The sequence below is a fragment of the Janthinobacterium sp. C22 genome, from assembly GCF_057919405.1.
Genome location: NZ_CP193659.1, coordinates 5,430,877 through 5,457,184 on the forward strand (window position 1 = coordinate 5,430,877; position 26,308 = coordinate 5,457,184).

The 26,308-nt window shown below is 49.9% G+C and carries 22 protein-coding genes, 1 tRNA gene and 3 pseudogenes; 15 read left to right on the forward strand and 11 right to left on the reverse strand.

Going from position 1 to position 26,308, the window contains the following annotated elements; translation table 11 throughout:
• Nucleotides 1–222 precede the first annotated feature (222 nt).
• Complete coding sequence (locus ACRHIG_RS25410) at nucleotides 223–1,014, forward strand: hypothetical protein (RefSeq protein ID WP_489628311.1); 792 nt, start codon at nucleotides 223–225, stop codon at nucleotides 1,012–1,014.
• A 32-nt stretch (nucleotides 1,015–1,046) separates the two neighbouring features.
• Entirely contained in the window at nucleotides 1,047–1,430 is a 384-nt protein-coding gene (locus tag ACRHIG_RS25415) for a hypothetical protein (RefSeq protein WP_489628312.1), read from the forward strand.
• A 263-nt stretch (nucleotides 1,431–1,693) separates the two neighbouring features.
• On the opposite strand, the gene ACRHIG_RS25420 is transcribed toward ACRHIG_RS25415, so the two are convergent.
• On the reverse strand, nucleotides 1,694–1,966 hold the full coding sequence (locus ACRHIG_RS25420) for a DUF4242 domain-containing protein (RefSeq protein WP_070224858.1): 273 nt from the start codon (nucleotides 1,964–1,966) through the stop codon (nucleotides 1,694–1,696).
• A 659-nt stretch (nucleotides 1,967–2,625) separates the two neighbouring features.
• On the opposite strand from ACRHIG_RS25420, the gene ACRHIG_RS25425 reads away from it, so the two are divergent.
• From ACRHIG_RS25425 to ACRHIG_RS25465, 9 genes and pseudogenes are all read left to right on the forward strand, one after another.
• Nucleotides 2,626–4,044: a hypothetical protein gene (locus ACRHIG_RS25425; protein WP_489628313.1), complete on the forward strand. Its 1,419-nt coding sequence runs from the start codon at nucleotides 2,626–2,628 to the stop codon at nucleotides 4,042–4,044.
• 1,041 nt (nucleotides 4,045–5,085) lie between these two features.
• Nucleotides 5,086–6,285 carry a tyrosine-type recombinase/integrase gene (locus tag ACRHIG_RS25430; RefSeq protein WP_489628314.1) on the forward strand — a complete coding sequence of 400 codons (1,200 nt, stop codon included), beginning with the start codon at nucleotides 5,086–5,088 and terminating at the stop codon, nucleotides 6,283–6,285.
• Between the two features lie 44 nt (nucleotides 6,286–6,329).
• Nucleotides 6,330–7,190: a hypothetical protein gene (locus ACRHIG_RS25435; RefSeq protein WP_489628315.1), complete on the forward strand. Its 861-nt coding sequence runs from the start codon at nucleotides 6,330–6,332 to the stop codon at nucleotides 7,188–7,190.
• 101 nt (nucleotides 7,191–7,291) lie between these two features.
• Nucleotides 7,292–7,522 (forward strand): helix-turn-helix transcriptional regulator, encoded by a 231-nt coding sequence (locus ACRHIG_RS25440; protein WP_489628316.1) that lies wholly within the window; start codon nucleotides 7,292–7,294, stop codon nucleotides 7,520–7,522.
• The gene (locus ACRHIG_RS25445) at nucleotides 7,512–7,934 is read left to right on the forward strand and encodes a hypothetical protein (RefSeq protein WP_489628317.1); all 423 of its coding nucleotides are present in this window, start codon (nucleotides 7,512–7,514) and stop codon (nucleotides 7,932–7,934) included. The genes ACRHIG_RS25440 and ACRHIG_RS25445 overlap by 11 nt, the downstream gene beginning before the upstream one ends.
• A 470-nt stretch (nucleotides 7,935–8,404) precedes the next feature.
• Entirely contained in the window at nucleotides 8,405–9,784 is a 1,380-nt protein-coding gene (locus tag ACRHIG_RS25450) for a hypothetical protein (protein ID WP_489628318.1), read from the forward strand.
• A 126-nt stretch (nucleotides 9,785–9,910) separates the two neighbouring features.
• Nucleotides 9,911–10,117 (forward strand): AbrB/MazE/SpoVT family DNA-binding domain-containing protein, encoded by a 207-nt coding sequence (locus tag ACRHIG_RS25455; RefSeq protein ID WP_489628319.1) that lies wholly within the window; start codon nucleotides 9,911–9,913, stop codon nucleotides 10,115–10,117.
• A gap of 96 nt (nucleotides 10,118–10,213) precedes the next feature.
• Nucleotides 10,214–10,868 (forward strand): annotated as a pseudogene (locus ACRHIG_RS25460) (IS5 family transposase); the annotation flags it as partial.
• 454 nt (nucleotides 10,869–11,322) lie between these two features.
• Nucleotides 11,323–12,549, forward strand: a complete 1,227-nt coding sequence (locus tag ACRHIG_RS25465) for a hypothetical protein (protein ID WP_489628320.1) — start codon at nucleotides 11,323–11,325, stop codon at nucleotides 12,547–12,549.
• Nucleotides 12,550–12,688: 139 nt separating this feature from the next.
• Here the strand turns inward: ACRHIG_RS25465 and ACRHIG_RS25470 are convergent, their stop codons facing one another.
• Both ACRHIG_RS25470 and ACRHIG_RS25475 read right to left on the reverse strand, forming a co-directional pair.
• Complete coding sequence (locus ACRHIG_RS25470; RefSeq protein WP_489628321.1) at nucleotides 12,689–15,334, reverse strand: hypothetical protein; 2,646 nt, start codon at nucleotides 15,332–15,334, stop codon at nucleotides 12,689–12,691.
• Between the two features lie 167 nt (nucleotides 15,335–15,501).
• Complete coding sequence (locus tag ACRHIG_RS25475) at nucleotides 15,502–16,479, reverse strand: 5'-methylthioadenosine/S-adenosylhomocysteine nucleosidase family protein (protein WP_489628322.1); 978 nt, start codon at nucleotides 16,477–16,479, stop codon at nucleotides 15,502–15,504.
• 181 nt (nucleotides 16,480–16,660) lie between these two features.
• Here ACRHIG_RS25475 and ACRHIG_RS25480 point away from each other — a divergent pair, with 181 nt between their 5' ends.
• A complete protein-coding gene (locus ACRHIG_RS25480) occupies nucleotides 16,661–17,908 on the forward strand; it encodes a hypothetical protein (protein WP_489628323.1) in 1,248 nt (415 codons plus the stop codon).
• 80 nt (nucleotides 17,909–17,988) lie between these two features.
• Here ACRHIG_RS25480 and ACRHIG_RS25485 read toward each other — a convergent pair.
• A pseudogene (locus tag ACRHIG_RS25485) lies at nucleotides 17,989–18,188 on the reverse strand (hypothetical protein); the annotation flags it as partial.
• Nucleotides 18,189–18,427: 239 nt separating this feature from the next.
• On the opposite strand from ACRHIG_RS25485, the pseudogene ACRHIG_RS25490 reads away from it, so the two are divergent.
• A pseudogene (locus ACRHIG_RS25490) lies at nucleotides 18,428–18,859 on the forward strand (IS110 family RNA-guided transposase); the annotation flags it as partial.
• 358 nt (nucleotides 18,860–19,217) lie between these two features.
• Here the strand turns inward: ACRHIG_RS25490 and ACRHIG_RS25495 are convergent.
• From ACRHIG_RS25495 to ACRHIG_RS25510, 4 genes are all read right to left on the reverse strand, one after another.
• Nucleotides 19,218–20,297: a site-specific integrase gene (locus ACRHIG_RS25495; protein WP_489628324.1), complete on the reverse strand. Its 1,080-nt coding sequence runs from the start codon at nucleotides 20,295–20,297 to the stop codon at nucleotides 19,218–19,220.
• 146 nt (nucleotides 20,298–20,443) lie between these two features.
• Entirely contained in the window at nucleotides 20,444–20,776 is a 333-nt protein-coding gene (locus tag ACRHIG_RS25500) for a hypothetical protein (protein ID WP_489628325.1), read from the reverse strand.
• Nucleotides 20,777–20,979: 203 nt separating this feature from the next.
• Entirely contained in the window at nucleotides 20,980–21,765 is a 786-nt protein-coding gene (locus tag ACRHIG_RS25505) for a hypothetical protein (RefSeq protein WP_152256724.1), read from the reverse strand.
• 48 nt (nucleotides 21,766–21,813) lie between these two features.
• Nucleotides 21,814–22,431 (reverse strand): hypothetical protein, encoded by a 618-nt coding sequence (locus ACRHIG_RS25510; RefSeq protein WP_152256723.1) that lies wholly within the window; start codon nucleotides 22,429–22,431, stop codon nucleotides 21,814–21,816.
• 140 nt (nucleotides 22,432–22,571) lie between these two features.
• Here ACRHIG_RS25510 and ACRHIG_RS25515 point away from each other — a divergent pair, with 140 nt between their 5' ends.
• A complete protein-coding gene (locus ACRHIG_RS25515; RefSeq protein ID WP_489628326.1) occupies nucleotides 22,572–22,817 on the forward strand; it encodes a helix-turn-helix domain-containing protein in 246 nt (81 codons plus the stop codon).
• 44 nt (nucleotides 22,818–22,861) lie between these two features.
• On the opposite strand, the gene ACRHIG_RS25520 is transcribed toward ACRHIG_RS25515, so the two are convergent.
• Entirely contained in the window at nucleotides 22,862–23,380 is a 519-nt protein-coding gene (locus ACRHIG_RS25520; RefSeq protein ID WP_489628327.1) for a hypothetical protein, read from the reverse strand.
• Nucleotides 23,381–23,570: 190 nt separating this feature from the next.
• Between ACRHIG_RS25520 and ACRHIG_RS25525 the strand changes: the two genes are divergently transcribed.
• Nucleotides 23,571–23,876 carry a hypothetical protein gene (locus tag ACRHIG_RS25525; RefSeq protein ID WP_489628328.1) on the forward strand — a complete coding sequence of 102 codons (306 nt, stop codon included), beginning with the start codon at nucleotides 23,571–23,573 and terminating at the stop codon, nucleotides 23,874–23,876.
• Between the two features lie 192 nt (nucleotides 23,877–24,068).
• Here ACRHIG_RS25525 and ACRHIG_RS25530 read toward each other — a convergent pair.
• Together ACRHIG_RS25530 and ACRHIG_RS25535 are read right to left on the reverse strand one after the other, a co-directional pair.
• Nucleotides 24,069–24,158 (reverse strand) — tRNA-Ser (locus tag ACRHIG_RS25530).
• A 94-nt stretch (nucleotides 24,159–24,252) separates the two neighbouring features.
• The gene (locus tag ACRHIG_RS25535) at nucleotides 24,253–26,307 is read right to left on the reverse strand and encodes a putative bifunctional diguanylate cyclase/phosphodiesterase (protein ID WP_489628329.1); all 2,055 of its coding nucleotides are present in this window, start codon (nucleotides 26,305–26,307) and stop codon (nucleotides 24,253–24,255) included.
• Between the last annotated feature and the right edge of the window lies 1 nt (nucleotide 26,308).

Below are 26,308 nucleotides of genomic sequence, written 5' to 3' on the forward strand. Positions count from 1 at the left end.
GCCATGCACCTAGTATAACCAGCGATGATCGAGGCATGCGGACGATACGGCATCGGTGACGGGGCGCCAGGAGTGCGCGCCAGAGGCGCCATGCTGCCAGCGGCCACATCGCCGGCATGCCCGTTCAGTGATTAAAGCACCTCCAATCTGTTAAAATAGTTGAAAATTTTAATGATCCATGAATAACCTGTATTTTTCAGACACAAGGAATGTGTTTAGCAAATGAAAGCCATTATATTCTGCACCAGCTTTATAAAAGATGCACCATCATGGGAAAGCCGGTATCAGCGGTGGCTCGATTACTACGAAAACATTCCAATTAATGCAGTAAAGAAGATAATGATTGACGATGGATCGCCATTTCTTCCGCCTGCCGACATTATCAAGACTGTTTCCCATAGCGCTGCGCTGGCTGCAAATGGCGATAAAAACCTCATCATTCGCTTCGACAACAATCTGGGACGACAAAGCGGGGCTGACTACCCGGGCTGGTGGCGCAGTTTTCTTCACTCGGTCAAGGTGGCCAATGAAATGGGCGTGGATAAAATCATCCATATCGAATCGGACGCCTATATCATGACGCCGCGCCTGGTTAATTTCATCAACGAAATCGATCCGGCTGGAATGTCCTGTGGTCCCCGCGCTATCGCATGCCAGAAACGGCCATTCAAGTTATCTGCAGAGATCAATTTGCGATTTTTGAGAAATTCAAGGATGACCACCCGGATTATTCTTTCCCGAATATTGCGGAAAAGTTGCTTCCTTTTACAACTGTACATACACAGTTCAAGGGCGACCGTTACAGCGATTTCACGAAAAACAGATGGATATTTCGTTCTAAAAAATTCAACAAAATCCCCATTTTTAAACATGTTTTTTTCTGGGAAACAATCCCGCCCGATGCGGACTTCGTCACGCAAGGCATCAGCCGTCAACAATTCGTGTTCAGGCGCGATGAAGTGGCTTGATCTTGTGATGGCGGGGGATATCAAACAGACTTGGCAAGGGGTGTAAATATGCAGCTACCGTTACGATGGAATCAACGCATGTGCGCCGCCCTTGCCGGCGCTCTTTTTCTAGTCGCTGGTATCGCCTCGGCAATCGCTGCCACGCTTGACGAGGATAGAACCCGCGGTGACATACATGGCTTGTTTGAGATCAGGGCGGCCGCAGTCAAGTTCATGGCAGCAGAAAATGCCAAAAACGGCACACAGTGGCAGGTATTGGAGCCGAACCGGAAGATTCTGGTGGCGAAATGCGCGCTACCTTTGCATGTGACATGGGTGCCGAAGAGCCATGGCCTGTCTGGACCGAATGTTGCTGTGAGTTGTGCCAAGACCGTAAAGCCGACGATACAACATAAATGGGACGTGTTTGTGCCGGTCGACAAGAGGCCACAACGCGCCGCAGGTATGCCGGCAAACTCCTGAGATTCCCCAACGCGACGGGCAGTTCCGTCATTTGGACACGAACGGATGCGTTGGGCGTCGTAGAAGGCGGCTCGGCGCAAAAGCTACGCAGGCCGACTCGTCAGAGGCTCGATACAGTCGATACGGTGATGACGCGGACTGATGGTCCCTCTCGTCCCATGCCGCTCGGTCAACGTCTTCCGAAACGGTCATGTAACGCACAACTCGTCCCTGCCCGAGTCAAGCTCCGCCAGGGACGAGACTCAAGTACATTGGCGGCGGAACTACTCTGCCGTAGTCGGATCAATGACTGAGATGACTTCCGACACACGGTTTGCAGGAAAGCCACCTTGCTGGGCATGTTCGCGAACCTGCGCTTCATTTTCAGCGATGTAAACACAATAGATTTTATCGCCAGTAACATAGCTTTGCAGCCATTGAATTTGTGGCCCCATCTTGTTTAAGACACTGCAGGACTTCCGCGAAATGGCTTGAAGTTCTTGCTCAGACAACTTCCCGGCCCCGGGAATATCACGCTCAATAACGTATTTTGGCATAGCGGTCTCCTTGTGAGGTTTCCGGGCGAGCACAACGCTCGCCGGTTCTGTGCGTCACACATGCAGTGACATGTATTCGTTATATACCATGCTGGTGGGGTGGTGTTGTTGGAATTGCCATGAAACGTACCGGAGTCTGGTCTGCTATTCAGAGACGGGCTGATGTGTGGAGTGCTGTGAGAGCTGGTTCGGCTGATTGGAACGACGAATGCGCGGCTGGGGTGCGTGGGGGCTGCCGCGCGGAGGCAGTGGTGTAATGCATATAGTCAGCATTCATGCGCCGCCCAAGGCCATCATGGGATTGCATACCTGCTTTTGTACCGTCGCGTAGTACAAGTAGTAAATTTTTAAGCCTCACCCTTGATATACTTAAAAAATTTACCAACAACTCAGGCTCATTCTTTATGATCTGTTTAAACGTATTTAAAAATCTGTGGTACTGTGTATAGGTACAGTAATATTTTGCACCTTGTGCCGATGGATCTGGATTGAAATCCTTTGAGCTAATGTTTTAAAAATAGCGCAACCAAGAGTAAAAATATTTTCTCGCTCCCATATAAATTCATTTAGATATCAATAACAATCATTTGGCATTTCAATTATCCGCACTCGTTTAACTTTCAAGGATATCGTAAGGCGATGAGTCGCCGAGGAAAAATATGAGCGAAGAAATAATTCGTATGGTTGACGAAGCAATTGAGGAAGAATTAAATTCACAGGTCAACTCTTTAATTAAAAATGGTATCTCGATCAACCTCGCTGGAGAGTTTGTAGAGCACTTTTACGCGATAGGCAAGTTTGACATCGCCCAGTACTTTCAAGCGGGACTTGGCATCTTAATTCCAAAGATTATGGAAAATTCCGCCACTCGGAGTTTCATCGCAAGCCCAAACAATGCAAATTCTCGGGATTTAAAACGGATCGGCACTGCACTGGATTTCGGCGCATCATATCGTTGGCTACGTGACATGATTTACATGTCTTATGCTCAGCCAGATTCAGTGTCTTGGAAACTTCGCGGCAACACGATATTAGTCGGCATTAAAGATAAATCAATACCAAGACAATTTGTACATGAGCTTCAAATGTGCATCATGAATTCGCGGTCGCGTAAAGATGGGGTTGAATCAGGGACGTTCGAATATCGGACTTTGAAGGGAACCCAGCAATGGGATTTTAATGATACTCGAGTCACTTCGGCACTGAAGTCAATCAGTATTGAAAGCACTTGGAAAATTCAAAACTATTTCAATCACCTGCCTCCTGATTCGGAAGTCGACGTCGGCGGCTATAGCTATGCGATGTTTTTGTTAGTCTATCGAGAGATCCTTTCCCTTGCTTTGTACGAGCGTTATCACTCGTCCGCGAACTCGATCCCCTGTGTAGTTACCTATTCTGAAGATGCCCTTGCGGATGCAGTAGCAAGAGCAGTAGAACTGGATGTGGAAAAGTGCAGGGCCATTCTTCTAGATGTGTCGGAATGCTCCGATAGCACGCTGAACTATATCTCGGCCACACGTAGCTATGTCCTCTTCCCAAGTGGATTTTCCCTGAAGGATGGAATTGGATCTGCGCTGAAGCAGCTCGCAACACGCAATAGCAAAGGATTCTCTGGAACTTTAGCCGGTCCAATTGGTGAGTCTTTAGTTAAGGAGGTTGCAGGTTACTTTAGCAAATTTAAGAATTTCAAAGTAATGCAGGAAGTTTCTCTACAAGGTTTTGATCTTTCCTTACCAGACATCGACTGCCTGGCTATTTCTTACGAGCCATCGATGGGCTTTCACTTCTTCCTCTGCGAGATCAAGAATAACCTTCCTGCAAGCTGGGCCAAAGAATACTTAAAAGCCTTAGGAAAAAAAGGTTTTATCGAAAAAGCGTTGAGCCAGACAAAAAAGATATCACAATTTCTACGATCTCAAGAAGGGCAAAAGCTCTTGTACGACCTCGCTGTCTCATCTTTTCCTCACCTAGATCTGAAAATTTTGTTTCCAACTGGATTCTGCGGCGTTATTGACATGATTATTGTGTCGTCGCAAAGTGTTGGAATTTTTTTCCTGAGACTGAAATCACGATCATAGACAATGATGGATTAAGGCACATTCTGTCAAATTGCGACGGAGATGTGACTTATATCCAGCATAACCTGAGAAAATGGAATGAAACTCTTGATGCATGTTACACGCTAAAAAAGAAAAAATTAAAAATAGGCAAGTTAAACATCGAGTATGAAGCCCCTACATTGGAGAAAGTACTTAAGCTAGCACAAAACAAATATCTGTCTGTCGGTGTGCTAGAACAGATCGAGTCTGAATCCATGGATTCAGGATACAGGTATATCGATACGTTATTGGAGAAACGCTAGGTTGCATTGATCCACGATACCCGCTCGGTGTTGCACTCAGTCTGACGCTAACTGTGCACCAATTAGTAGACAGCCAACCAAGTGACGAAGATTTTCGGGGCACGAGCGGGGCACGAGGGTCAGGTCCGCTATTCGGACACGAACTGATGCGTCGGGTGCTGTGAAAGCTGGCTCAATCGCAAACCTAATTAGAACCACGAACGCGCGCCCTCGGCGCGCGAAGCTGCCGCGCAGCGGCAGCGGTTGGAGGATTCGGGGCGGGCTGGGCCGGTAGGCCCAGCCCTTCGAATCTCACACGCAGGGCGCGAAGGCGCCCGGGCGCGAGGGTCAGGTCCACTATTCGGACACGAACTGATGCGTCGGGTGCTGTGAAAGCTGGCTCAATCGCAAACCTAATTAGAACCACGAACGCGCGCCCTCGGCGCGCGAGGCTGCCGCGCAGCGGCAGCGGTTGGAGGATTCGGGGCGGGCTGGGCCGGTAGGCCCAGCCCTTCGAATCTCACACGCAGGGCGCGCAGGCGCCCTGCTCGCTTCCGCCAGGAAATAAAAAAGCCGCCCAAGGGGGCGGCTCTTCTTTTATTTCCTGGCGGAAGCGGTGTCAGCCACATACTGCTCCACAGAAATCCATCAAAAACCAGCATAGCAATAGAACATGCGCTTGTTCAGCTAACGCTTGTCCACGTGAATCCAATGGGATGCGCCACCATCGAGTAAAATTTTGATAGTCGATTTGTTAGTCGACCACTTAGGAGAGAGTATGACCAGAGGAATCCACCGTCTGAAGGCATTAACAATCACACAAACCAACAAACCCGGCCTGTACAGCGACGGCGGGGGATTGTACTTACAAGTAACCCGAGCAGGCGTCAAATCCTGGCTGTTTCGATATATGCGGAAAGGAAAAGCCCGCGCTATGGGACTGGGTCCGATACACACTGTTACGTTATCAAAAGCTCGGACCAAGGCGCACGACTGCCGAGAACAACTTCTTGCTGAAATAGATCCATTGGATGCAAAAACAGCCACCAAAGAAGCACATAAATTCGACGCGAAGCAGGCTATTACATTCCGGTCGTGCGCAACCGACTACCACGCTGCCCATGAGGATGGTTGGAGAAACGCAAAACATGGCGCACAGTGGTTATCGACAATCGAAACGTACGCGAATCCGATTATTGGTGACCTTCCTATCTCAACGGTGGACGTCGGACTGGTCATGCAAATTCTAGATCCAATCTGGAAGACGAAGACGGAAACGGCATCGCGTCTACGCGGACGCATTGAGTCTGTGCTCGATTGGGCGACTGTCAGTGGCTATCGTTTCGGCGCAAATCCAGCTCGATGGAAAGGGCACTTAGATCATCTACTCATCAGCCGATCAGCGGCCAAGAAGGTCGAACATCACCCAGCCCTACCATATGTGGAAGTTGCAGAGTTCATCGCTAAGTTGAAGGAGGATGGTGGCGTAACCCAACTCGCATTGGAATTTACCATACTCTGCGCTAGCCGAACGAGTGAAGTGTTGAACATGGTGTGGAGTGAAGTAGATTTACCATCAAGAGTGTGGATAATTCCAGCTGACCGCATGAAGGGAAATCGGGAGCATCGCGTCCCTTTGAGTGCAAGGGCTATTGACATCTTGCAACAGATGAGGAATCAATCAGACTTAAATTATGTTTTCCCAGGGCGTAAAAATGGAAAACCTTTATCCAATATGGCGCTATTGCAATTATTGAAGCGTATGAAAAGGAATGACCTTACAGTTCATGGCTTCAGGTCAACATTCCGCGACTGGTGTGCTGAAGTTAGTGACGCATCACGGGAAGTTGCCGAGATGGCGTTGGCACACGTAAGAGTTGATAAAACAGAGGCAGCCTACGCACGTGGAGACTTATTCGAGAAACGACGGAAGCTGATGGATGCCTGGGAGCATTATTGCATACGCAGAAATCAATAGAAATTCTGTATTTTAGTAACTTTAAAATTCATAGAAAGCAGATTATGTTTAATCTGACCGGTGCAATGTGGGTCGACAAATCAATAATAGTATCTTGGATGCTATACCCAAACCCAATTGACGATGATCAACGATTAGCAATTCGGCGTGCTATTGATCGAACAAGATATTTGAACATTGTAGAAGCAACAAAAAAACCACAAAAATCTCAACCCTATCGATGGGTTGAGACCTCAAAAAATGAATTAACCCGTGAATCCAATTTACCAGCACCAGAATCTGGAATATTTGCCAAAATATTACCTGATGATGAAGGGGTAGCTTTTGAATTAATTTCTCGTATGCTTGAAGAAGAAAGAAATTCAAAAAATAAGGAAGTGAAATCAGTCCAACTAGCATACCGCAAAGGATTTACGGCTGGTTGTGTATTACTTTGTTCATACATTTATGATAGCGATTTTTCCACCGAGAGAAATTCAAGCCAAGCAAAGAGCGAATCAGCAACACAAAACATAACTAAAATGAAAGCGAAAAGTGTCCAGAATTTCTTTCGAGATTTCAATTCGGTAGCCCACTTCTGGTCAGCCTACCATATCTGTACACCATACAGATTCACAGAAGCCTCGGAAAGAGGGATAATGGAATACTCTTCAAAAGAAGTACAGTTCGACTTTCTTGATCAAATCGATTACGAAAAATTCTTAAGTAATGCTGCGGAACTTATTAAGCATGGCTTAACGAAAAATACTGCAAAAACAACACTCATCAATTCTGAAACGGTGCTGGGTATGACCTTTCTGCCGGAAGCCCCAAACTCGCTGAGCATCTCACGAGAAATTCTAGACAATGTTCATAAGTCATACCTTCCAGGAAAGCGTGAAAATGCCTCGACCGGAAGATTTTAATATTTATCGGGGTGGCAAAGTCACTTTGCCATCTTTTCATCGGTTCAATTGCCCCTTACAGTTCGTTTGTGCAAGCCGCACTGACATTTAAGGAGCTCCAAGTGGACATTGATCCGTTAGACAAACTTCCCGTTACAATGATGATTTCTGGCCTGAGTCGTTCAGGAATTTATGCACTGATTGCCAGCAACAAATTTCCGAAGCCAGTAAAACTCGGTCGTGCTAGCGCTAGGCTGCGCTCCGAGGTTTTGGCTTGGGTCAACGCCCGCATTGTGGAGCGTGATGAAAAGATGGAAAAGACGGAAAGTTCGGGGGGATCGCATGAAAATTAAAATGACTCGAATCGAATTGCAGACTTGGCTGCTTGAAAAAGGTTGTGAAGTTATTGAAGAACGCCTCGTAAGTGCCATTAGCACAAATATGTACCTCAACAATAATGGAGTAATTGCCATTTATGACAATGGCACGGTAAACCTGCAAGGAAAACCACCTTTAGATTTTATAAATTCTTTTAAATATTTATGTGAGAAAAAATCTCTCTCAAAATTAGACACCACAGACTCTATTTCTGATGAAGATGTAATTTTTTTAGGCGAAGATACCAACATTGAGGGCTTTGAAAAGGATGTGACAGACCTTTCGGATTTTTTCGATCAAATGCTGATTGAAGCAAAAACCCCAGCCGTAGGTGTACAGGTTCAGCACAACGATGCCGTCAACGACGACGACGACAGTGGTTGGTAGCAAGCTGAACTCGCCATACCAAGACATGAAAAATACTAAATCCGCACAGAACGGATACCGCCAATATCATGCATATTTCATCGACTGTAACGAAAAACTCAAGCGAAATTTGCAAGGTATTGGCGTGTAATTTTCAAACCAATGCGGCATGTTACTGCATTTCAAAAGGCAAAACTTCTGACATACACCGAACCTGCGCTAACGCATCGCAGGACGGTCGTTGGACGGTGTAAAGGCTCAAAATGGCGATTAACGTCAGATCGAGTGATCGAATCACGCATATATATAACTAATGCAGTAACAAACCACAACAGTTGACCATGGCAATCGATAGTTAGGTACATCAGTTGCAGCACTTAACTAGCCACTTCGCTGCATCGCGGATACCACATGGCACCGATACCTGACGATCAAAGCAGATGCCAACACCCTTCAATAGGCCGACCACAATGTGTGACTCCATAACTATCTTGATCCTATTGCCTGACCAGTCTCAGGCTGAATACGACGATTGCAACTACCCCACCCGTGGCAAGGAGGACACTGACGAGGCAAGCAGTGACTTTAGGGATCAGTATCCGAAATCGCCATTGACGGGGGCTGGTTTCAAAATCACACCTGTTGGCGTCAAGCTCAACTCTGCTCGCAACATGGGCTCTGTTCAGACCAGTCGTATGCGCCATGGCAGGGTCGCTGGCTACGTAGTCGATTTCAACCCACCTGCCTGCGCTGTCGGGCACAACCGGCTATTGGTAAATGGGGTTCCATTTGCAGTTCAACTAGGGGTTAGATTGCTGCAATACTGGCTGGCAGACAATGGCTGTACAACTGGCGGACTTGAAGCCATAGGGTATGGCGACAAACGCATCATTTCGGTTACGCCAACATTCTTGTTTAAGTTCGCCTCTGAAGATGAAACCCGTGTAGTCCTTGCCCATTACCGCATGCAAATGGAGACGCTGTGCAATCCACGGAAGCCGAAGCCAGGGCAAAAGGCGCCTGCATATTCCATCCCAGCTAAGCCGCCTGAAGGTCAGACGACATACACGTACACTACGTACCTGAAGCGACGCGAATATACATTAGACTGCTACGTAAAGGTCGCCGGTGCCTGTGGGGCATTTTTCAAACGCATACCAGACGCAGGAGCAGAAGTCGAAGTCGAAAGGGATTCAAAATGTACCCTTCGGATCGGCGTGAAACTCAATGGCAAATGGCTGGAGAATCATGACCTGCATGAGGTGCAAAACTGGGTTGGCAAGGCGGGTATTAAGGCCTATAAGATGGCGTTTGCATTAGTCCGTGCTGAACTCAGGCTTGATGATGCCTTACGGCCAAAACAGTTACGGTCCCCAAGCGTAAAAGCATTGAATTTGCCGAAGAACGATCAAACATTGCTTCTTTACCATTTGAAGGGGAACATTGCACGAGAGCACGATATGTTAAAAATGCTGTCTCCCTTGAAAGCGAGTAAGGCTTATTCTGCCAGCAGGAAGCGGATCTACGACCGTATCCGGATTGATCTCGACATCGAATATTCGCTACAACTCAAGGCCGTCTACCCTGAGCTCACCGATATCCTGGCGTACCCGGGCGAGTACAGCCCGTCTACCAAGGTGGCGTCATTCATTTATTCACGTGTGAGCGTACCCTCTGCGATTGAAAAGTTGGAAAAGTTGACGGCTGAATTGTTAGAAGCCAGCGCTCAGTCGACGTTCCATCCGGTCACAGCGAACGTATCTATCTTTAAGAGCCGCAGATCTGCCAAGGTGAAACACTCTGATGAAAATCCTGGTGCGCGTGGTCGTGGCATTAGCAATGTACCCTTGCCGCCAGACGCGTTGGCTTAAGGTTTTTTGGGTAGGCGGCAAGTAAGCTATTTGTACGTGATCAACTGCGCAAAATGCAAATTTCAAGAGTAACCCTGCTTCATCAATGCAATTTATACATTGGCTATACATTTTGAAGGATCGGTCATGACTGCAATCTGCAAGTGGGGAAACTCTCTCGGCCTGCGCCTACCAGCACCTGTTGCTGCGGCAGCTGGCATTAAGAACGGTACGCGTGTTGGGATACGCTTGCTGGACAATGGTTCAATCCTTGTGACGCCGCTGTCAGGATCCATCTCCATAACAGACGCTGGCCCGTTGGCTAAGACATTGCCAAATACAGAGAAATGGTGAGTATTCTAGGGAAACACTGATTAATTCGCAGCACCCTGTTCCTGCTGGGGCGCCGAACTGAGACAATACAGTCACACCTACTGCCCGCCGTCAACCATACAAAAGAGCTTTTCCGACCTGGAATATGCCGCCAAGGAAAAGCTGACCCGACGCGACCGCTTCCTTGCCTAGATCGACAACGTGACGCCTTGGGGCAAACTGCACAAGGTCATTGAGCCGTTTTATCCAAAGGTCGAGGGCGCCAGCCGTCCACCGATTGGGCTGGCGCGGATGTTGCGTATGTATGTGGCCCAGCAGTGCTTTGGTTTGTCGGACGAAGGCATAAGGACGCCGTCTACGACAGCCAGTCGATCCGTGCCTTTGTTGGCATTGACCTGGGCCGCGAGTCGGCTCCGGATGCAACGACGTTGCTGAAGTTCCGGCACCTGCTGGAAGCAAACAACCTGACGCGCCAAATCTTCGATACCATCAACGGGCATCTGGCTGAGAAAGGTCTGATGATGCGCGAAGGCACCATCATTGACGCCACGCTGATCGCCGCGCCACCGTCAACCAAGAACAAGTACGGCAAACGTGATCTGGAAATGCACCTGCCGAAGAAAGGCAACGCCTGGCACTTTGGCATGAAATCCCATGTCGGCGTCGATGCCGATTCTGGCCTGGTGAATACGGTTATCGGCACGGACGGCAATGTCGCCGATGTGACCCAGGCGCGCTGCTGCATGGCGAGGAGACTGCCGCATTAGGCAATGTCTTTTAGCAAGGCGTGAAAAAGCGGCCTGAAAACATTATCAAACCCATATCATCATACATATTTTTCATTAATAAAATCAATGACTTGCAACCGAATTTCGTCAGGCATCGCGGGCGTCGAGACGAACGAAGAATGCTTGCATTTGATACAAAAATCACACTTTTCACTCATTTTTCACTCATTTTTCAGGCAAAACCTTATGAAAAGCATCGCTCCGAGCTCAATTCGCGCTTGCCGAAGAAAAATGTGTATAACGGTATGGATCAGACGCTGAAGTCAGATTGCGATGGGCAAATAGCAGCCGCAAGGCATGCAACAACTCCGAAATATAATGACATAGGGTATCGGTTTAGGTACAGTTTCTTATCTATCCCGCTGAGATCCCTATATGAATCACAACATGACTCTTACATGCTCCACCTGTTTGAAAGACATTGACTTTCGGTTGGGCATGTCAAACCGCGACCTTCAACCATTTAGCTTAGCTTGTCCGCATTGTAGCGCGCTTATCAATATTACGATTGGTAAAGGCGTCGGCTTCAAGGTGGAAGGCGCAGAGCAGCTAAGTGAGCGCCAATACGGAAAATTCGACGGGCGAAATCCTTTCGTCGATATGCATCTTGATTTCCCTGTTTACTTTGGTCCGTATGTGATGGGTGCTACGCCGTTTTTGATGGCGATTCAAATGATTCAGAAAAGTGCCAAAGCAACAAACTTCGGCAACCCAATGGAGTTATATCAGTTTCACAACAATAGATTAATTCAACTAAATCACTTCCGTGAGAAAAGCGAAAAAATAAGAAATATCATTCGCCTATACCATGGGAAAGACAAGAAACTATTCAAGAAGCAGGTGGGTGATTTTCTTGAAACAAAAGAGAGTTCCTCCCTCCTTCCTCAAGATATTAATGCGACTTTGTATAAATTCATTAGCTTTGTGTTTCTTCCATTCCTGGATCACCATACAATTACCAAATTCGTAGAAGATTTTGGACCGTTTGTAATGAACTTAGCTGAAACGACGAATGGAGCATTCGATAAGTTCGTTGACAGGCTTGTCGATACCAGGTTCTTACAAAATGTACAGCGTGATACCCTTAAACTGTACCCTGAAATTTATGATGCAGAGCTACCGCTTAGGCCGGCACTTTTGCTGGACTTCATTGATTTCTATGACCGTAATAAGGTAGCAGCGAGAGTTTCAAATGAAGATTTCGATACCTACAAAGACCTCTACAAAGACATTGCAGAAGTATTAGGGCGCCAACTTGTTTTGGTTGCAGGACTCAACAATCTTTATCATCGTGGTAATTATGATGATTTTTCAAAGCCTGAACATGGGGCCGCTCTTTCATCACTCGACAAGTTTGCCGATAAGACACTGTCAGACAAATTCAAATACCTAGACGACTGCTGGTACATAATAAGTAAAGACGTTGTAGATACCGGAGTTCGCAACGCCATATCACACTATACAGCCACATATGATCCAGTATCACAGGTAATTACTTATTACCCAGACAAAGAAGGCGTTAGACAGGAGAAGGGTGAAACAATGTACTTTCTGGACTTCATGAGAATGATTCTTCAGTTATTCCGAGAAGTTCACTATCTTCATCATGTTATTAAAATTCTCTTCTACTATGAGCATCTTATTCGTTCCAAAGCCCGGAAATAAGCACTTAGGCCGTTCTGCGATAGTCCAACGGACGGCACCGTCACACGCATTATGTGTGATTGAAAACTGTTTGATGGCTTAACCAGTTCCAAGCGCTAACTATCGAAAAGCCACCATTATCGATAGTTAGCGTGACTCTTTATGCAGCTCGCCGCTTGTGGCGAAGCTCGCCCGCTTCATTAATTAGACGCTCTCCTCTGACTGACTCAGTTTCTCGGATCAACCATAGCCAGTTATCTCCCGTTGCCGAGTCATCGTTACGAAGAAGTAGGTCGATATCTTCTATGGTATGCGCACGGAGCATACTAGCGACGTAACGAACACGGTTTAAATCGACTGGACCTGCTAGTAGCCTTTTAATTAACGCAGCGTGTACTGATCGGTGAAGTGGATTGCTGGTTGCACCAAGCCGCCACATTAAGGTGCCCTGATCAATAAGTGGGGATTCTATACAGCGATAAAGTTCCGAAACGGGGAACGTATCAAGCGCATTTCCAAACACGCTAGGGATCAGCCCAGTTAATTTTGAAGTCGTCAACATGTAGTCGAGAAGGTCCGCATCATATGTCTTTATATTTTGGAGGGATTTTAAAATCAGCTCACTTTTTTCAGCATCGTTCTTCAATTGTCCGAGCACTATTTTTATGGCAAGTTCCGGCAATAATGACAAAATTTTCGGTGTAAAATCCTCATCCCAATTAATTATGCTACGCATTGCTATAAGATGTGAAAAATCGATGGATTCACCGTTCAACAGCGGAATCAAAAAAGTTCCGCCATTTTTTTGCCAGTCAATATAAAGTTGTAGTGCCTGTGATAGATGATAAGCCGGAAGGTCATTCAGTTGTTGACAGACAAATCCGACAAAGCCAGGTGAATCGGCTAAGTCCACTTTTGCCATAGCGTTTAACATGTCCTGTGCCACCTTAGGTTGTATCTTTCCACGAGCACGTTTCAGAATTTCAAAAAGCAAAGACACGGGCGCAGTGTGTAAAAACCTCATTACATCGAGTGCAGGAATATCCCCCTGCTCATCGAACGTTTCAGGTAGCTCTGCAATGAGTTCCGGTAGGACTAGAATGCCATGGCGTGCAATCAGTACGCGCCAGCCGACTTCATGATGACCATTATTAATCCAAGCCCGAGCAGTCTGATCTTCAATATTCAGGGATAATATTTCTTTAAGCTTGTGATGTTGGTAGGCGTTTGGTTTTGCGAAGGCAATTTTCTGGAATTCAGCGATCCATGGTTGGCCTTTTTCAGCCACCGCAAACCCTAAAAGCTCTTGAGCGCGCACTGTCATCGAATTAAAGTCCCTAAGCAGAAGTTTAAATTCAGAATCTTCGCCGCAGCTCGCCAGCGCTTCATTCAGATTAATCCAACCACTCGAATTCGGAGTAACTATTGTTTCTATTAAGCGTTCATAGTTCGTCGCAATGTACTGAGCCAATTCGCGATTGCATCTGCGTGCCTTTGCACCATTCAATGCCCATGGTCTCTGACGAAACAAATCGTCTAGGTATGGCCATCCCCAATCGGGAACACTCGCGTCACAAGCTAACGCAGTTCCTAGTGCGGCCAAGTACGTGATTTTACCTTCTGATGCTACTTGTTCAAGCCATGGAACCCATTCTGAACCTCCACGCTCACCGATAACATCGAGAACCATTCCACTTCCTTCTGAACCGATCCAATCGGCAAGGATCGCGCGCTGGGCATAAAGTACCTCAGGCTTCAGCGCATTTGGCCAATCGGAAACGTATAGATTTGAAGATGTCAGCATGCTCAAGGTGTCGAGTGCTTCTTTCAAATGCGTCGAGCTACCTTTGGCAAGCGCGGCCAGTGCCCCCCGATTACGTACTGCTAAACGTGTGTCCTTTAATAATTCACATATAGCGGCATTTAATGCATTAGAAACAAGATCATGATGAAGGGCGTTGTCAAATACAGCGGCCAGAACAAGATCTTCATGTATAGTGATCTCAACATCGATTTCCTTCGGTCGAGCACCAGACTGTAGAGCTAGGCGATAACTCTCGCGAGTGTGTAGTTGGTTGATCGCGCCTGTGGCGGGTTTGTTTAAAAGTCCTAGGCCAACTAGCCAGCTCCAATAAAGATCATGGATTGGTAGGGCTTGTCCATTGCGCTCGACAATAGTTCCTAAACGTTGAAGGAGTTTTACGGGCTCTGTAATTTTTCTTGTAGAGGCGAACGATTCCAAATGGGCTACTAAAGAGCCGTAAGAGCGATCGCCGGATAATGCAGCAGCTGCAACTGCATCTGCCAGCACTGTGGTAAAACCCTCGGGATGTTCTCTAGCAAGGTGATGATGAAACTGACGTAGCAACGCACCGGTCGCACCTGTCGATGATGCTAGATGGACATGGATTGTTAGAAGTAACGGGAGCCGTAGTAGATCAATGACCGAACTCTGCGGGAGCGGTTTGCCTGGTTGTGCTGTAGTCAAGACGTCGGCGACCTGCGTAGGAGTAAGGAGTTCAAGTGCCCAAGTCTTAAATGGTGTATCGCTAACACTGGAAACCTTCCCGTTGGCGATTATCCGAGTGTTTTGTAGAGCCCTTAGGGTTCTCTGTTTTTCCCTCGCATGTTCGCCGCTAGCAAATTCGGACCACCCATCGATCAAAATACAAACTCGCTGGTCGCGAAGAATATCGTCAAGTTGAAGTCCTGGCGCCGCCTGCTTGAGCATAGCTGCGAGATCGTCCCAACTATCAACTTGGCCGGCAGGCAGGAAAAGCGGAATGAAGTTTCCGTCCTTCAGCAAATGAACGGCAGCTCGCCATAAGGCGTGTGTCTTGCCAGAGCCGGGCGGGCCGAGAATAAGATGTCGTCGCTGCTCCGCAGATACAAGCAGAGCAATTAAGTTGCGAGGGGAACCATTCTGTGATTTATCTACTTCGATGACTGTTCGTTCTATTTTCTCTGCAAAGTCTAAAGCGTTAAGAGCAGTTGATGTGACATCGGAAAAAGCATTCTCATCGACGGTGGTTTACCCGCATCAATAAGGGAACCCGCCATTGCTTTGAGTGCCGATATTTCTGGAAGACTTTCCTTTTTTATACTTGATGTTGCAGGAAAGTCGATTCCGAAGCCCGATAAAATTTCAAAGGCAACAGCAGTTGCTGCATCTGCGGCGCGTTCTTGTGATCCTCCGCGATCGGCATTTGTTTTCCCAGATAGAAGATCTGATATACCACGAACAACACATCCTTGGACTGGATGGTTGATATGTACTCCCTCTAGAAAACCTCGTCCTTCCATCTCAATTGCCACGGCATCACCATACAAATTCTGAATTAGTTTGGCGGTCGCTGCACGTTTGCTTGCGACGACTTTTTCCCCGGCTGCTATTGGGCCAACATGTAAGACTGGGGTATTGTGAGATAACTGCGGATTAAGGCGTGACCTCCACTTCTCGATTTGACGCATGCTCCTTGCACGTTGTTCGAGCGCATGGGAACTTGTCAGCAAGGTAGGGCGGCCCTTAAAGCCGTTAGCATTGTCTTTCCCCGACTCATATCCGTAAACTTTCGTCGCGACGACAATATCGCCAACGACAACATCTTTCACGCCACCAGCAACTCCGATGAAAAACGCTACACTTGGCTTATAGTGTTCGCAGGCCCTAGTAGCGATAGATGCAGCGGCTACGTTACCCGCTCCGGTTTCAGCCACGGCTATATCCCAATCCTCAAATTTTCCTCTAAAAAAAGCGGTACCTGATACCGTCTCGGTCGAAATGTCGGTTAGATGGCGTAATACGGCCTTTGTCTCCAAAGCAAGTGCGGTAAGGATCACCGCACTTGAATTTATACGCATGCGGTTGGATGTGGACATATAGTCTTTCTGCGAAAATGGGAAAATTGCAATCATATCAGATTGCCATATGAAAAAAACACGGATTGTCACTTCGCAATTTTTCTGCGGCCCAAATAGTTATCTTGCTCTTCTCTACATAGTCGTGTCTACCGTATAGTTACCATTTTATCTCCGGCCTACGAGGGGGCACCATAATTCAGTGAGCTAAAATACCTGCATTTTTCTGCTAAACTTGCGATTCTGCTGTACCCATTGACTAGCACGGTTCTAGATGACTCAGGAAGAATTCAGCACATACAGGGCTCTCGTCGAGTCCCTTTTCAATCCTCTATGGCTTGGAAAGTCCGCGCCACATCGGCTAAGAACCATTTGGCGACGAACCGACAACCTTGCCAGAGTTGAGGTTGCGTCGCTGGGCTTCTTCATTAAGCAGTTGCAGACGGAGCACAAGAAATGGCTTGCGGATACCGCCAGGGCTATTCGAGAGCAAACACAGAGTCCTCACGGCCTGCTCTTTGAAATCGTCATTCTTGGTAGCCTTGCTGCCCGTGGCATGAAGGTCCGTCCCATGAAAAAGAATCATCCCGGCTATGACGCCGAGGTGTCGGGTCAAAATGGGCATACGCTTCGTGTATCTATCAAAAATCATGATGTTTCAACGCACGAGGCGCAGTTCCGGTTCGCGAGCGCGAGACTGGCCAACATCGTACGTCGGCGTGTACTTGCGTCAGGAGGAGGATGGCAGGCAGTCATTCGATCTCGCACCCATCTAGACACGCATGCATTTGAAGAGATCGCCGGCATCTTGAGGCGCTCGCCTATTCTATCCGGTGAAATTGCGCCCCGCCATTTGATCCAGAAGAGAGGGGCGTCCGTCCAAATGCTAAAGATTATCGATCCAAAGTTTCTGCCCGGTTCGTACACGTGCAATGTTAGTTGCCCACAAACTGCGTATGAGCAGGATAGGTTCCAAAGTAACATCAATAAAGCAATCAAAAATCTTGACCAGTATTCACTGCGAGATCCCGGGCACAGTAATGTGATCTTTATGCGAGTTCACGGCTCAACAGATGTCGAGGGTGTGAAACGCTACGCGCGCGAAGCTATTGCTAGACCGGGCTGTTCGGTGGACGCGATCCTGTTGTACCAGGCGGTGGTCGGTCACAAACACTCTGCTCAGGGAATAACGTATTACACATGCGAGGTGGTCTCGCCTCAATATAAAGGTCCTAGCCTTAAATTTCCATTGCAACTGCTATCAGGCACTGTCGTTAACAAGCCCCTCGGCAGGGAGCTCGCAATCGTGTCGGGTAAAGAGTCTTTAGCCATTGATGACATCACAGGAGAATACAGCTATCAGCGTGGACAACTACGCTACAGGTTCGACGGCGCCGGTACGTCCTTCGCGTATCCCGATTCGCTCCTTGGAATTGAACAAATGATAATAAGCGAACGGTCAAATGGTCAAATTCACCTTGTTCAACCTTTTGTGCAGGATGAAGATCTCTTCCTTCTCTAGGGAAACGCTGGATCAATTCGGTTTTCTCAGGAGGTTGGCGCGGAATATTCGACAGGTGAGCCGTTCAAACCCTTTTTTGCTCAATTTGAAGCGATGTTTCGCATCTTTCTGAATCCAGACGGATTACGTGATTCGGTGATCGTAAAACGTCTTCTGTCCAGTATCAGTTGGTAAAGCCGAACAGAGTAAAAAGCGGTGTGGTGTTCTTGGCCAAGCCGTGATAGCGCGTTTTGCGATGACGAAACAGTTTCTTGATGACATGAAACGGATGTTCGACTTTCGCCCAGCAAGCTGGCCTTAAGATGCTCCGACTTCTCCGTCAGGTGCCCCAGCTTGTTATTGGGCAGCGCCTTGCGTTTGGAGCGCATCAGGGCCACGTGTCGATCTCGGCAAGGAAGCGATGGCGTCGAGTCAGCTTTTTCTTGGCGACATATTCCAAGTCGGTGAAGCTCTTTTGCATGATGGATCGCGGGCGGTGAAAGTGTCACTATTGTTTCAGGTCGGCGCACAGTAAGGAACCGTATCCGGCGAATAAATCAGGACATTGCCATCCTGGAACGTCGCCTGACAGACTCCTTGCGAGGAACGGAGCAGTGCAAAGAGTTGATCAAAATTCCAGGCGTCGGTTTGCTCACAGCGACCGCAGCGGCTGCCACGATCGGCGATCCTGCCACCTTCAGTTCCGGTCGTCAATTTGCCGCATGGCTCGGCTTGGTACCGCGACAGACCGGAACCGGCGGACGCGTGCGGCAACTTGGTTTAAGCAAGCGCGGCGACGTCTATCTGCGGACACTGCTCATGCATGGCGCCAGGGCGATCATCGCGCGCAGCAAGCACTCGCCTTGGATTGAGGAACTCCTCAAGCGCCGGCCATACAGCGTTGCGGTAGCGGCGCTGGCGAACAAACTGGCGCGCACCATTTGGGCGGTGTTATTTCACCATACCCCATTTGACCCGAGCATAGCTCGGGGCCATCAATATAAAAAGCACGCCACAGCACAGGCCAATACCATTTCACTTCAGGAGCGCAAGCGACGAACACATGATGGCGAACAGGTAGGACCGGGGCGAGGATAACCTGATAGGGAATTGGAGCCGTTGAACTCGCAAATCAGATAAGGACCTCGTCAGCGAATTCCATCAGGGCCAGCAGGTAATCGACCTGCATCAACAGGCCGGATATAAGACTGCGACCTCAACTGGACCCATCTTGTAAAGTTACTTGACCTCCGGGAGGCGTCCATATAAGCGTTTCCCTAACTGTACTCGCATCCGCAAGGATGCATTTATGATGATGCCGTGAGCAGACTTACAACAAACTCGGAATTTTTCTCTTTGCAACTGGTCTAATATAGCGTGCAAGCGTCACGTCCGACCGGTGTCCTGTCTGCTCACGAATTTGGTAAGGTTGTAAGCCAACGGTCGCGGCCTCGGTGCAATATCCCGCGCGCAGGCTGTGACCCGCCACCAACTTTGCAGCGTCATTTCCTGCCATGCTGCGAACGGAAGACTTCACAATCAAAGCGACGGACTGAGGCGTTAGGCCTTTGCTGCCTAAGACTTGGTCGTGTCGGTTAATCGGTCTGAATAATGGGCCATCGACAATCCCGGCCAACTCAAGCCAATTCTTTAGCGCCTTGACCGGACAACGACTACCTCTCGCATGCGGGATGAACACGGTTCGTCCTACTCCTTCTTGGTCTGTCTTAGACCGTCGAATCAACAACTCCACCCCCTCGAATTGCGTCATGTCTTCGTATTGCAGAGCAACCAGCTCAGAACGCCGGAACGCGCCGGAAAATCCGATGAGCAGAAGCGCCTTGTTGCGTGCAGCCTTCATCGGCGCCTGCTGATCGATATGCACCATCATTTCCAGCAGGTCGTCCTTGACGAGGGCCGTTACGCGGCGCTGCTTCGTGCCGAGCGTCCTGCGAATCCCCTGCATCGTCCGTTTGACCAAGTGATCCTTCACTGGCGATTCCAGCCCTTGATCAGTATGCGCCCTATGGATAGCGATAAGGCGGTGTTGCAGAGTGGCGACCGCCAAAATATCGGCAAAGCTTGCCAGATATTCAGCGACCATCGCGGCGCTTGCTGGTATGGCCCCACCATGCTGCTTGAAATGACGAATGTCCGCGTCGTAGGCGCGCGTGGTGGCGTTCGACTGAGCCGCCGCTGAGTAGCTAACCACTAGCGCTGATGGCGCCGCCTGATGCGTTATGATAGGTGGCACGACATGGATACATTTCGACGAATTCGTGGCGATCTTGCTTGAGGTTTTCATATTTGCTTTCGATGCGCTCTGCCGGGCAGTTGCGCTGAAGAGAAACTCTGCAACCAGATCATTTTTCCATGCAGCAGCGACACCTATCGATGCGGAAGGATTCAAACGGTTACAGCGGAAGTGACTGAAATGACGATGCGGCAACTAGTACCTGGGATATGCAGATTGATAGATCAACCATCTGAAAAATTCAGCTTATGCACGATCAGCCTTGTCTATCGGCCAGCGTGCTCCGACTGGAATACGCGACTTCAATACTCGCTTGGCAGCAGCAAGGTGGTGACCGACCGGTCTGCCTCGGTGATTACCCACAGACAAGCTTTGCCGATATCGTAGGCTGAGAACACACGCAGTCCATGTGTGATCGCATCAAGGTTCGATTGCGCATCCTCCGCGCAGATAGATCCAAAGTCACCGTGACGATGCCTGGTCAGGTAGTCGGAAGCATTCACTCCAGCTTGATCAAGTAAATCCAAAGCCCCTGGCGTAGCCACGGTAGCACCTAGAGCAAATTTAGGAAAATCATGTGTCACTGCCTGCCCTGTATTGCAGGGCAACCAACGGCTATTGTAAAAATTTTTCATGTCAACCTTTGATGGTAAGAAATTACGCACGTGCGTACACCGCAGCCTCGACAGAAGAGAGATGCACGGTTTTGCTGATTTGAGGATAGGGAACAGCAGGTCAGAGTAGTTTTTGACCTGCTTGCAAACTAATTGAAGGCATCAATTGACGTAAAGATGCTGTTACTGGAAGGGAACTGCGGGGACTGACAAATGCAATGAGACTACTTGCATGTAGAGGTGGCAGCAGCTATGGCCTCATTCCGCACAAGCTCTTCCATACCAGCACTGGAGCGAAACTCTTCCCCAGCGGCTGTAGCGGCCGCGGCAGCCTGCTCAACTTCGCTGGAGTGCTGTTTGTCCCAAGCCACCATTTTTGCCTCTACGCAAGGAGAGACCTGAGTTGAAGCGTCTTGATCATTGCCCTTTTGCTCACTTCGCGCAGGCGGCGTTACTGCAGCAGTGGAAGATTTAAGTTCGGGACGGTTGGTACCTTCACTAACTGCAGCCCATTCAGCAGCATCCCGACTAAATGCTAACTGCACCAGCTCGCCCCTTAACCGCCAGCCGCTCTCTGATTTGACTAGCTCACCAGCACCAGAGATATCATACTTTTTCGTTGGTAAGCCTCGGATGCGCACATCCACCAATTGCGCAATAACGAAATGGCAGCCTAGATAGGCCGTGTCTCGTTCATGAGCCATAAACGCACTCGATGTTTCCTCTGGCGTTGCTTTTAGAGTTAATTTGGCTGAAAAATCGACCTGATAGGAATCCTCGGTTGCAATTCCATCCAACTTGCGAACATCGCTTACTGACCATAATGGGCAGTTCGACAGCTCTGCCATTACATACGGCTCTATATCCGAAGCACCTGGCTTCGGCTGGCCGCATGCTGAAAGTATGCAGGCAGAACTAAGAATAATCGCCCCTCTAAAGACTTCATGCATGGTGGGCAAAAATAGAATTTTCCGGCAACTTAGCCGGTCCTTTGTCGCGTTCAGTTGCATAATGCTCCTCATAGATAATGTTGAAAACGGCTGGCGACTCACACCTAGCTACTCAAACCCACCTGCCCTGATTGAGCGACGGGATGCCGATTCGATAGCAGCGATGCATTCGTCCCGCTTTTGCTTGTTGGTGAAAGTCATCGCCCGCGAACCGAATGTGCCGTGTACGTACAGGCTTTTACCGGCTTCGCGGGTGATCTTTGTAATTGCGGACAGGGGAACACTGTCTACAGTTCCCATATCTCTCAAGATGCGAAAGCTCAGGTAGTCGGTAACCCCATAGCTGGCCATATCGCATGGAAGCACAACTCTGTCCTGCAAGGGGTCGACTAGAACACCGAAATACGTTGCGGCGAGCCAGCAAGCAACCTGTCGGCCCAAGTATAAGAACAGGAGGGCAAGGCATGGTGCCACGACGATGCTGAGGTACCAAGGCCCCTGTACGAGCGCAAGAATCAAGTAAGCCGACACGATCGTGAGAACGCCCCCAACACCCAGTGGATACCAAAGACTTTCGGTATCGAAAATCCGCTGCGATGAAGCGTTCGCAGCAAACTTCCTTTTTAACCGGCTGTAGTGTCTCCACGCGAAGACAAGAAACGGAATGAAAACGATCATGCTCAATGCGATGTACAAATCGCTATCGTCCTTCTTTTTTGCTGCCAATTGAATCTCCTTAATGAGGAATACAAGAATAGCCAATCAATGAAATAACACTTTGAGTTTACTTATTGTCTCATGGAAATTATTTTAAGCAAACTCAAAGTGGGTGGAGTTAGCTATCGAAAAAATGGATGCTTGCGCCTGTGACAAGCCTCCAATACCAAAAATGCGATGCGCAACTGCTGTTCGCCGCCAACATGAGACGCATACGCCTCGCCAAATCTCTGACCCAAGAGAAGGTCGCGGAGTATGCCGAGCTGCACAAGAATTACATTTCTTCCGTTGAACGCGGCGAGAGAAACATTTCAATCTGCAATATCGAGCGCATCGCACGCGCTCTTGGTGTGTCCATGGCAGAGTTGCTGTCTCCCTCACCGCCTCAGGAATAGAAGATAAAGTCGATCCCTTTACCTACACATAGACGCGCGCCATCTCACTTCTTCGTCGATGAAGCGATCTTTCCCATCGGATGCACGCCGATATACCAAGCAGGCAGTAACACATCGAGATCAGTACGGACGTGCAACTTCACATCTGCTACCGCAGGGTCAATTGCGTAGGTGACAAACTTCCCGTCGTGACTGCCCTTGGCCTTATGGACGACAACAAAGCGCCCCATCTCCCAATCGGTGTCGTAGTCGACCAGGGCCATGCAGAGATCCGGCAGGGTTGCTGGGCCGGTGCACTCTTTCCACACTGTTGCTACCCAGCCATACTTTGCGAAGATACTCGCGAGAAAATCGGCATCGATCCAGTGGCTATACGGCCCAGTTGCAGGCATGCCAAGCTCCTCTGCCTTTTTGAAGACATCCTCAATCGTTGTGGAGGCGATAATCGCAATCGATGCGAATGCATACGCGTGACGATCCTTGGTGCCAACATGTTTGAATGCTGGTTGGAAGCCTGCGGCGCTGGAAGTCACTACATTTGGGAGGATTGGTACGGTGGTCATATTTGTTCCTTGAAATGATAAAAGAAGCGCGTAGCAACGCCTGCCCGAACAAGCGGCGACCAAGATCAGGCTGTAATGACATAGGGGGAATGCTGAAGCATCGATCCGCCGTCCTTGCTTCGGAGGCGACTTGCTCAGACTTGCGGCGCTGCGCGATGAATCGAGTTCTGCACAATGAACGGTGCACAGTTTGAACTCAACATCAATATTTTACCACAAAGACAACATTAACAATAAGCTAAATAACTTTGCCGCCTTCGCTGCTGCTCTAACCATTCAGAAGGAATTTGCTATGCATATCGGCGAACAGCGGCTGAGCATTCGTGCGCAACATGCCAGAGAACCGCTTAAGCGGCCAGACAAGCACATAACGCGCATCATGTGTCACTTTGCATCACCGACGACGCGAAATGGCATACAGCGCGGGATTTTTGGCGCACACGGAACTTCAAGAAAAATCGATGGACAATCTAAGACTGCAGAAAGCAGTCCTTGAGGAAGAGGAAGAGGCAGAGGCAGACCTACTCTCCGAGCAGATGAAAGGCACTGAAACCAGATTACGAGCCTAAACCATCTGCAGCCAACAAATACGCACTATGAATACAAAACGATTTGATAGTTGAATTGTGTGTCGGCGCATGATAAAATAGAAAAAGCCATTAAAAATCAATGGCTTATCTACATATCTTGGCGGAAGCGGTGAGATTCGAACTCACGAACAGTTTAACCCGTCGCTAGTTTTCAAGACTAGTGCCTTCAACCACTCGGCCACGCTTCCAGATGGCAGCATTATACATAAAGGTCACTGGCTTACCAATGGCTAGTACTGTCGTGGCCTTACTCCCCCAACGGCAAGGGCTGGGGCAGACGCCCTACAGGCCCCAGTTTTCCCGCAGCGCCGTCTCGAACTCCCCCGCCGGCAACGGGCGCGAGAACAGGTAGCCCTGCACTTCGTCGCAGCCTGAACTCTTCAGGAAGGCCAGCTGCTCGGCCGTTTCCACGCCTTCCGCTATCACCTTGTGGTGCAGCTGCTGGGCGATGCTGATGATGGTGCTGGCGATGGCGCAGTCGCTGGCGTCGGTCGGGATGCCGGTGGTGAAGGACCTGTCGATTTTCAGGGTGTCGATGGGGAAGCGCTTGAGGTAGGACAAGCTGGAGTAGCCGGTGCCGAAGTCGTCCAGCGACAGGGCCACGCCCAAGGCCGTGATGCGGTCCATGATGCCGATCACGCGCTCGATGTTGTGCATCAGGGTGCTTTCCGTGATTTCCAGTTCCAGCCAGGCCGCTTCCAGGCCGTAGCGGGCCAGGGTCGCCGCCACCCGTGCGGGCAAGGCTGCCGTGAATTCGCGCGCGGAGACGTTGACGGCCAGGCGGATGGGCGGCAGGCCCGCCTGTTTCCACGCCTGAGCCTGGGCGCAGGCCGCTTCCAAGACCCATTCGCCCACCTGCACCACCAGGCCCGTCGATTCGGCCAGGGGGATGAATTCGGCGGGCGGGATCATGCCGTGCTGCGGGTGGTGCCAGCGCACCAGCGCTTCGGCGCCGATGATGCGGCCGCTGCCCAGCGCATACTTTGGCTGGTAGTGCAGCAGCAGTTGCTGTTCAGATAATGCCTGGCGCAAGCCTGTTTCCAGGCGCATGCGTGCCTGCATGCCCAGGTTCATGTCCTGGCTGTAGAAGGCCACGCTTTCCGCTTCGCCGCCGCTGTCCTGCTTGGCGCGGTACATGGCGATGTCGGCCAGGCGCAGCAGGGTTTCCGCATCCTGCCCGTCCTGCGGATACACGCTGATGCCGATGCTGGCGCCCACGCGCAGGTCGTGGCCTTCGATCAGGAACGGTTCCACCAGCGAAGCGAGCAGCTTTTGCGACACCATGCTGGCCTCGAAATGCTGGCCGATGTCGAACAGGCCGACGGCGAACTCGTCGCCGCCCAGGCGCGCCACCAGGTCCTGGTCGCGCAATGCCTGGCGGAAACGCAAGGACACTTGCCGCAGCAGTTCGTCGCCGATGCGCCGGCCCAGGGTGTCGTTGATCAGCTTAAAACGGTTCAGGTCGATGAACAGCACGCAGCCGAGCATCTTGCTGCGCTGCGCCACGCTGAGCGCCTGGTCGACCAGCTTGGCCAGCAGGGTGCGGTTCGGCAGGCTGGTCAGCGGATCGTAATACGCCAGGTGGTGCAAGCGCTCCTCGGCCAGCTTGCGTTCCGTGATGTCCGTCAGGTAGGCGATGAGTCCGATGGGCTTGCCGTCCATGTCCTGCAGCGGCGACAAGGAGAGGCTGGCCCAGAAGATCTCGCCCGACTTCTTTCGGCGGCGCACCTCCATCAGGCGCCCGCCCTGCTCCAGGAATGCGTCGTGGAAACCCGTATCTTCGTCGTCGTACAGGAACAGGATGTTGCGCCCCACGGCTTCCACCGAGGTGTAGCCGAACAGGCGCTCGGCGCCCTTGTTCCAGCTGGTGATGTAGCCCGTCAAGTCCATCGTCAGCACGGATTCGTGCAACTGGTCGAGGATTTGCGTCTGTTGCGCCAGCAAGGCTTCCACTTGCGCGTAGGCATGGGTCGAGCGTTGCGCCAGCGAATGCACCTGCAGCACGCCAGCCGTCAGCGAAGCCAGGCTGGCCAGGTGGCGGCGGTCGGCATCGTTATACACAGGGCGGCCGGCCACGCTGTAATGGCCGAAACAATGGCCATCAAAACTGATTTCCTGCAGCAAGGCGGGCGTATCGCGGGGAAACGGCGCGGACGGCGCAGCCGACGTGGCGGCAGCGGCGCTGGCCGCGGGCAGGAACTGGCCATGCGGGCTGGCCATCACGGCGCTGGCGATACGGCCCAGCTCGGCCACCAGCGCGGGGCCGCGCAAACGCACGACGGCGTCGCACAGGGCGGCGCTGTCACCGAGGTAATCCGACAACGGCAGCAGGGCCATG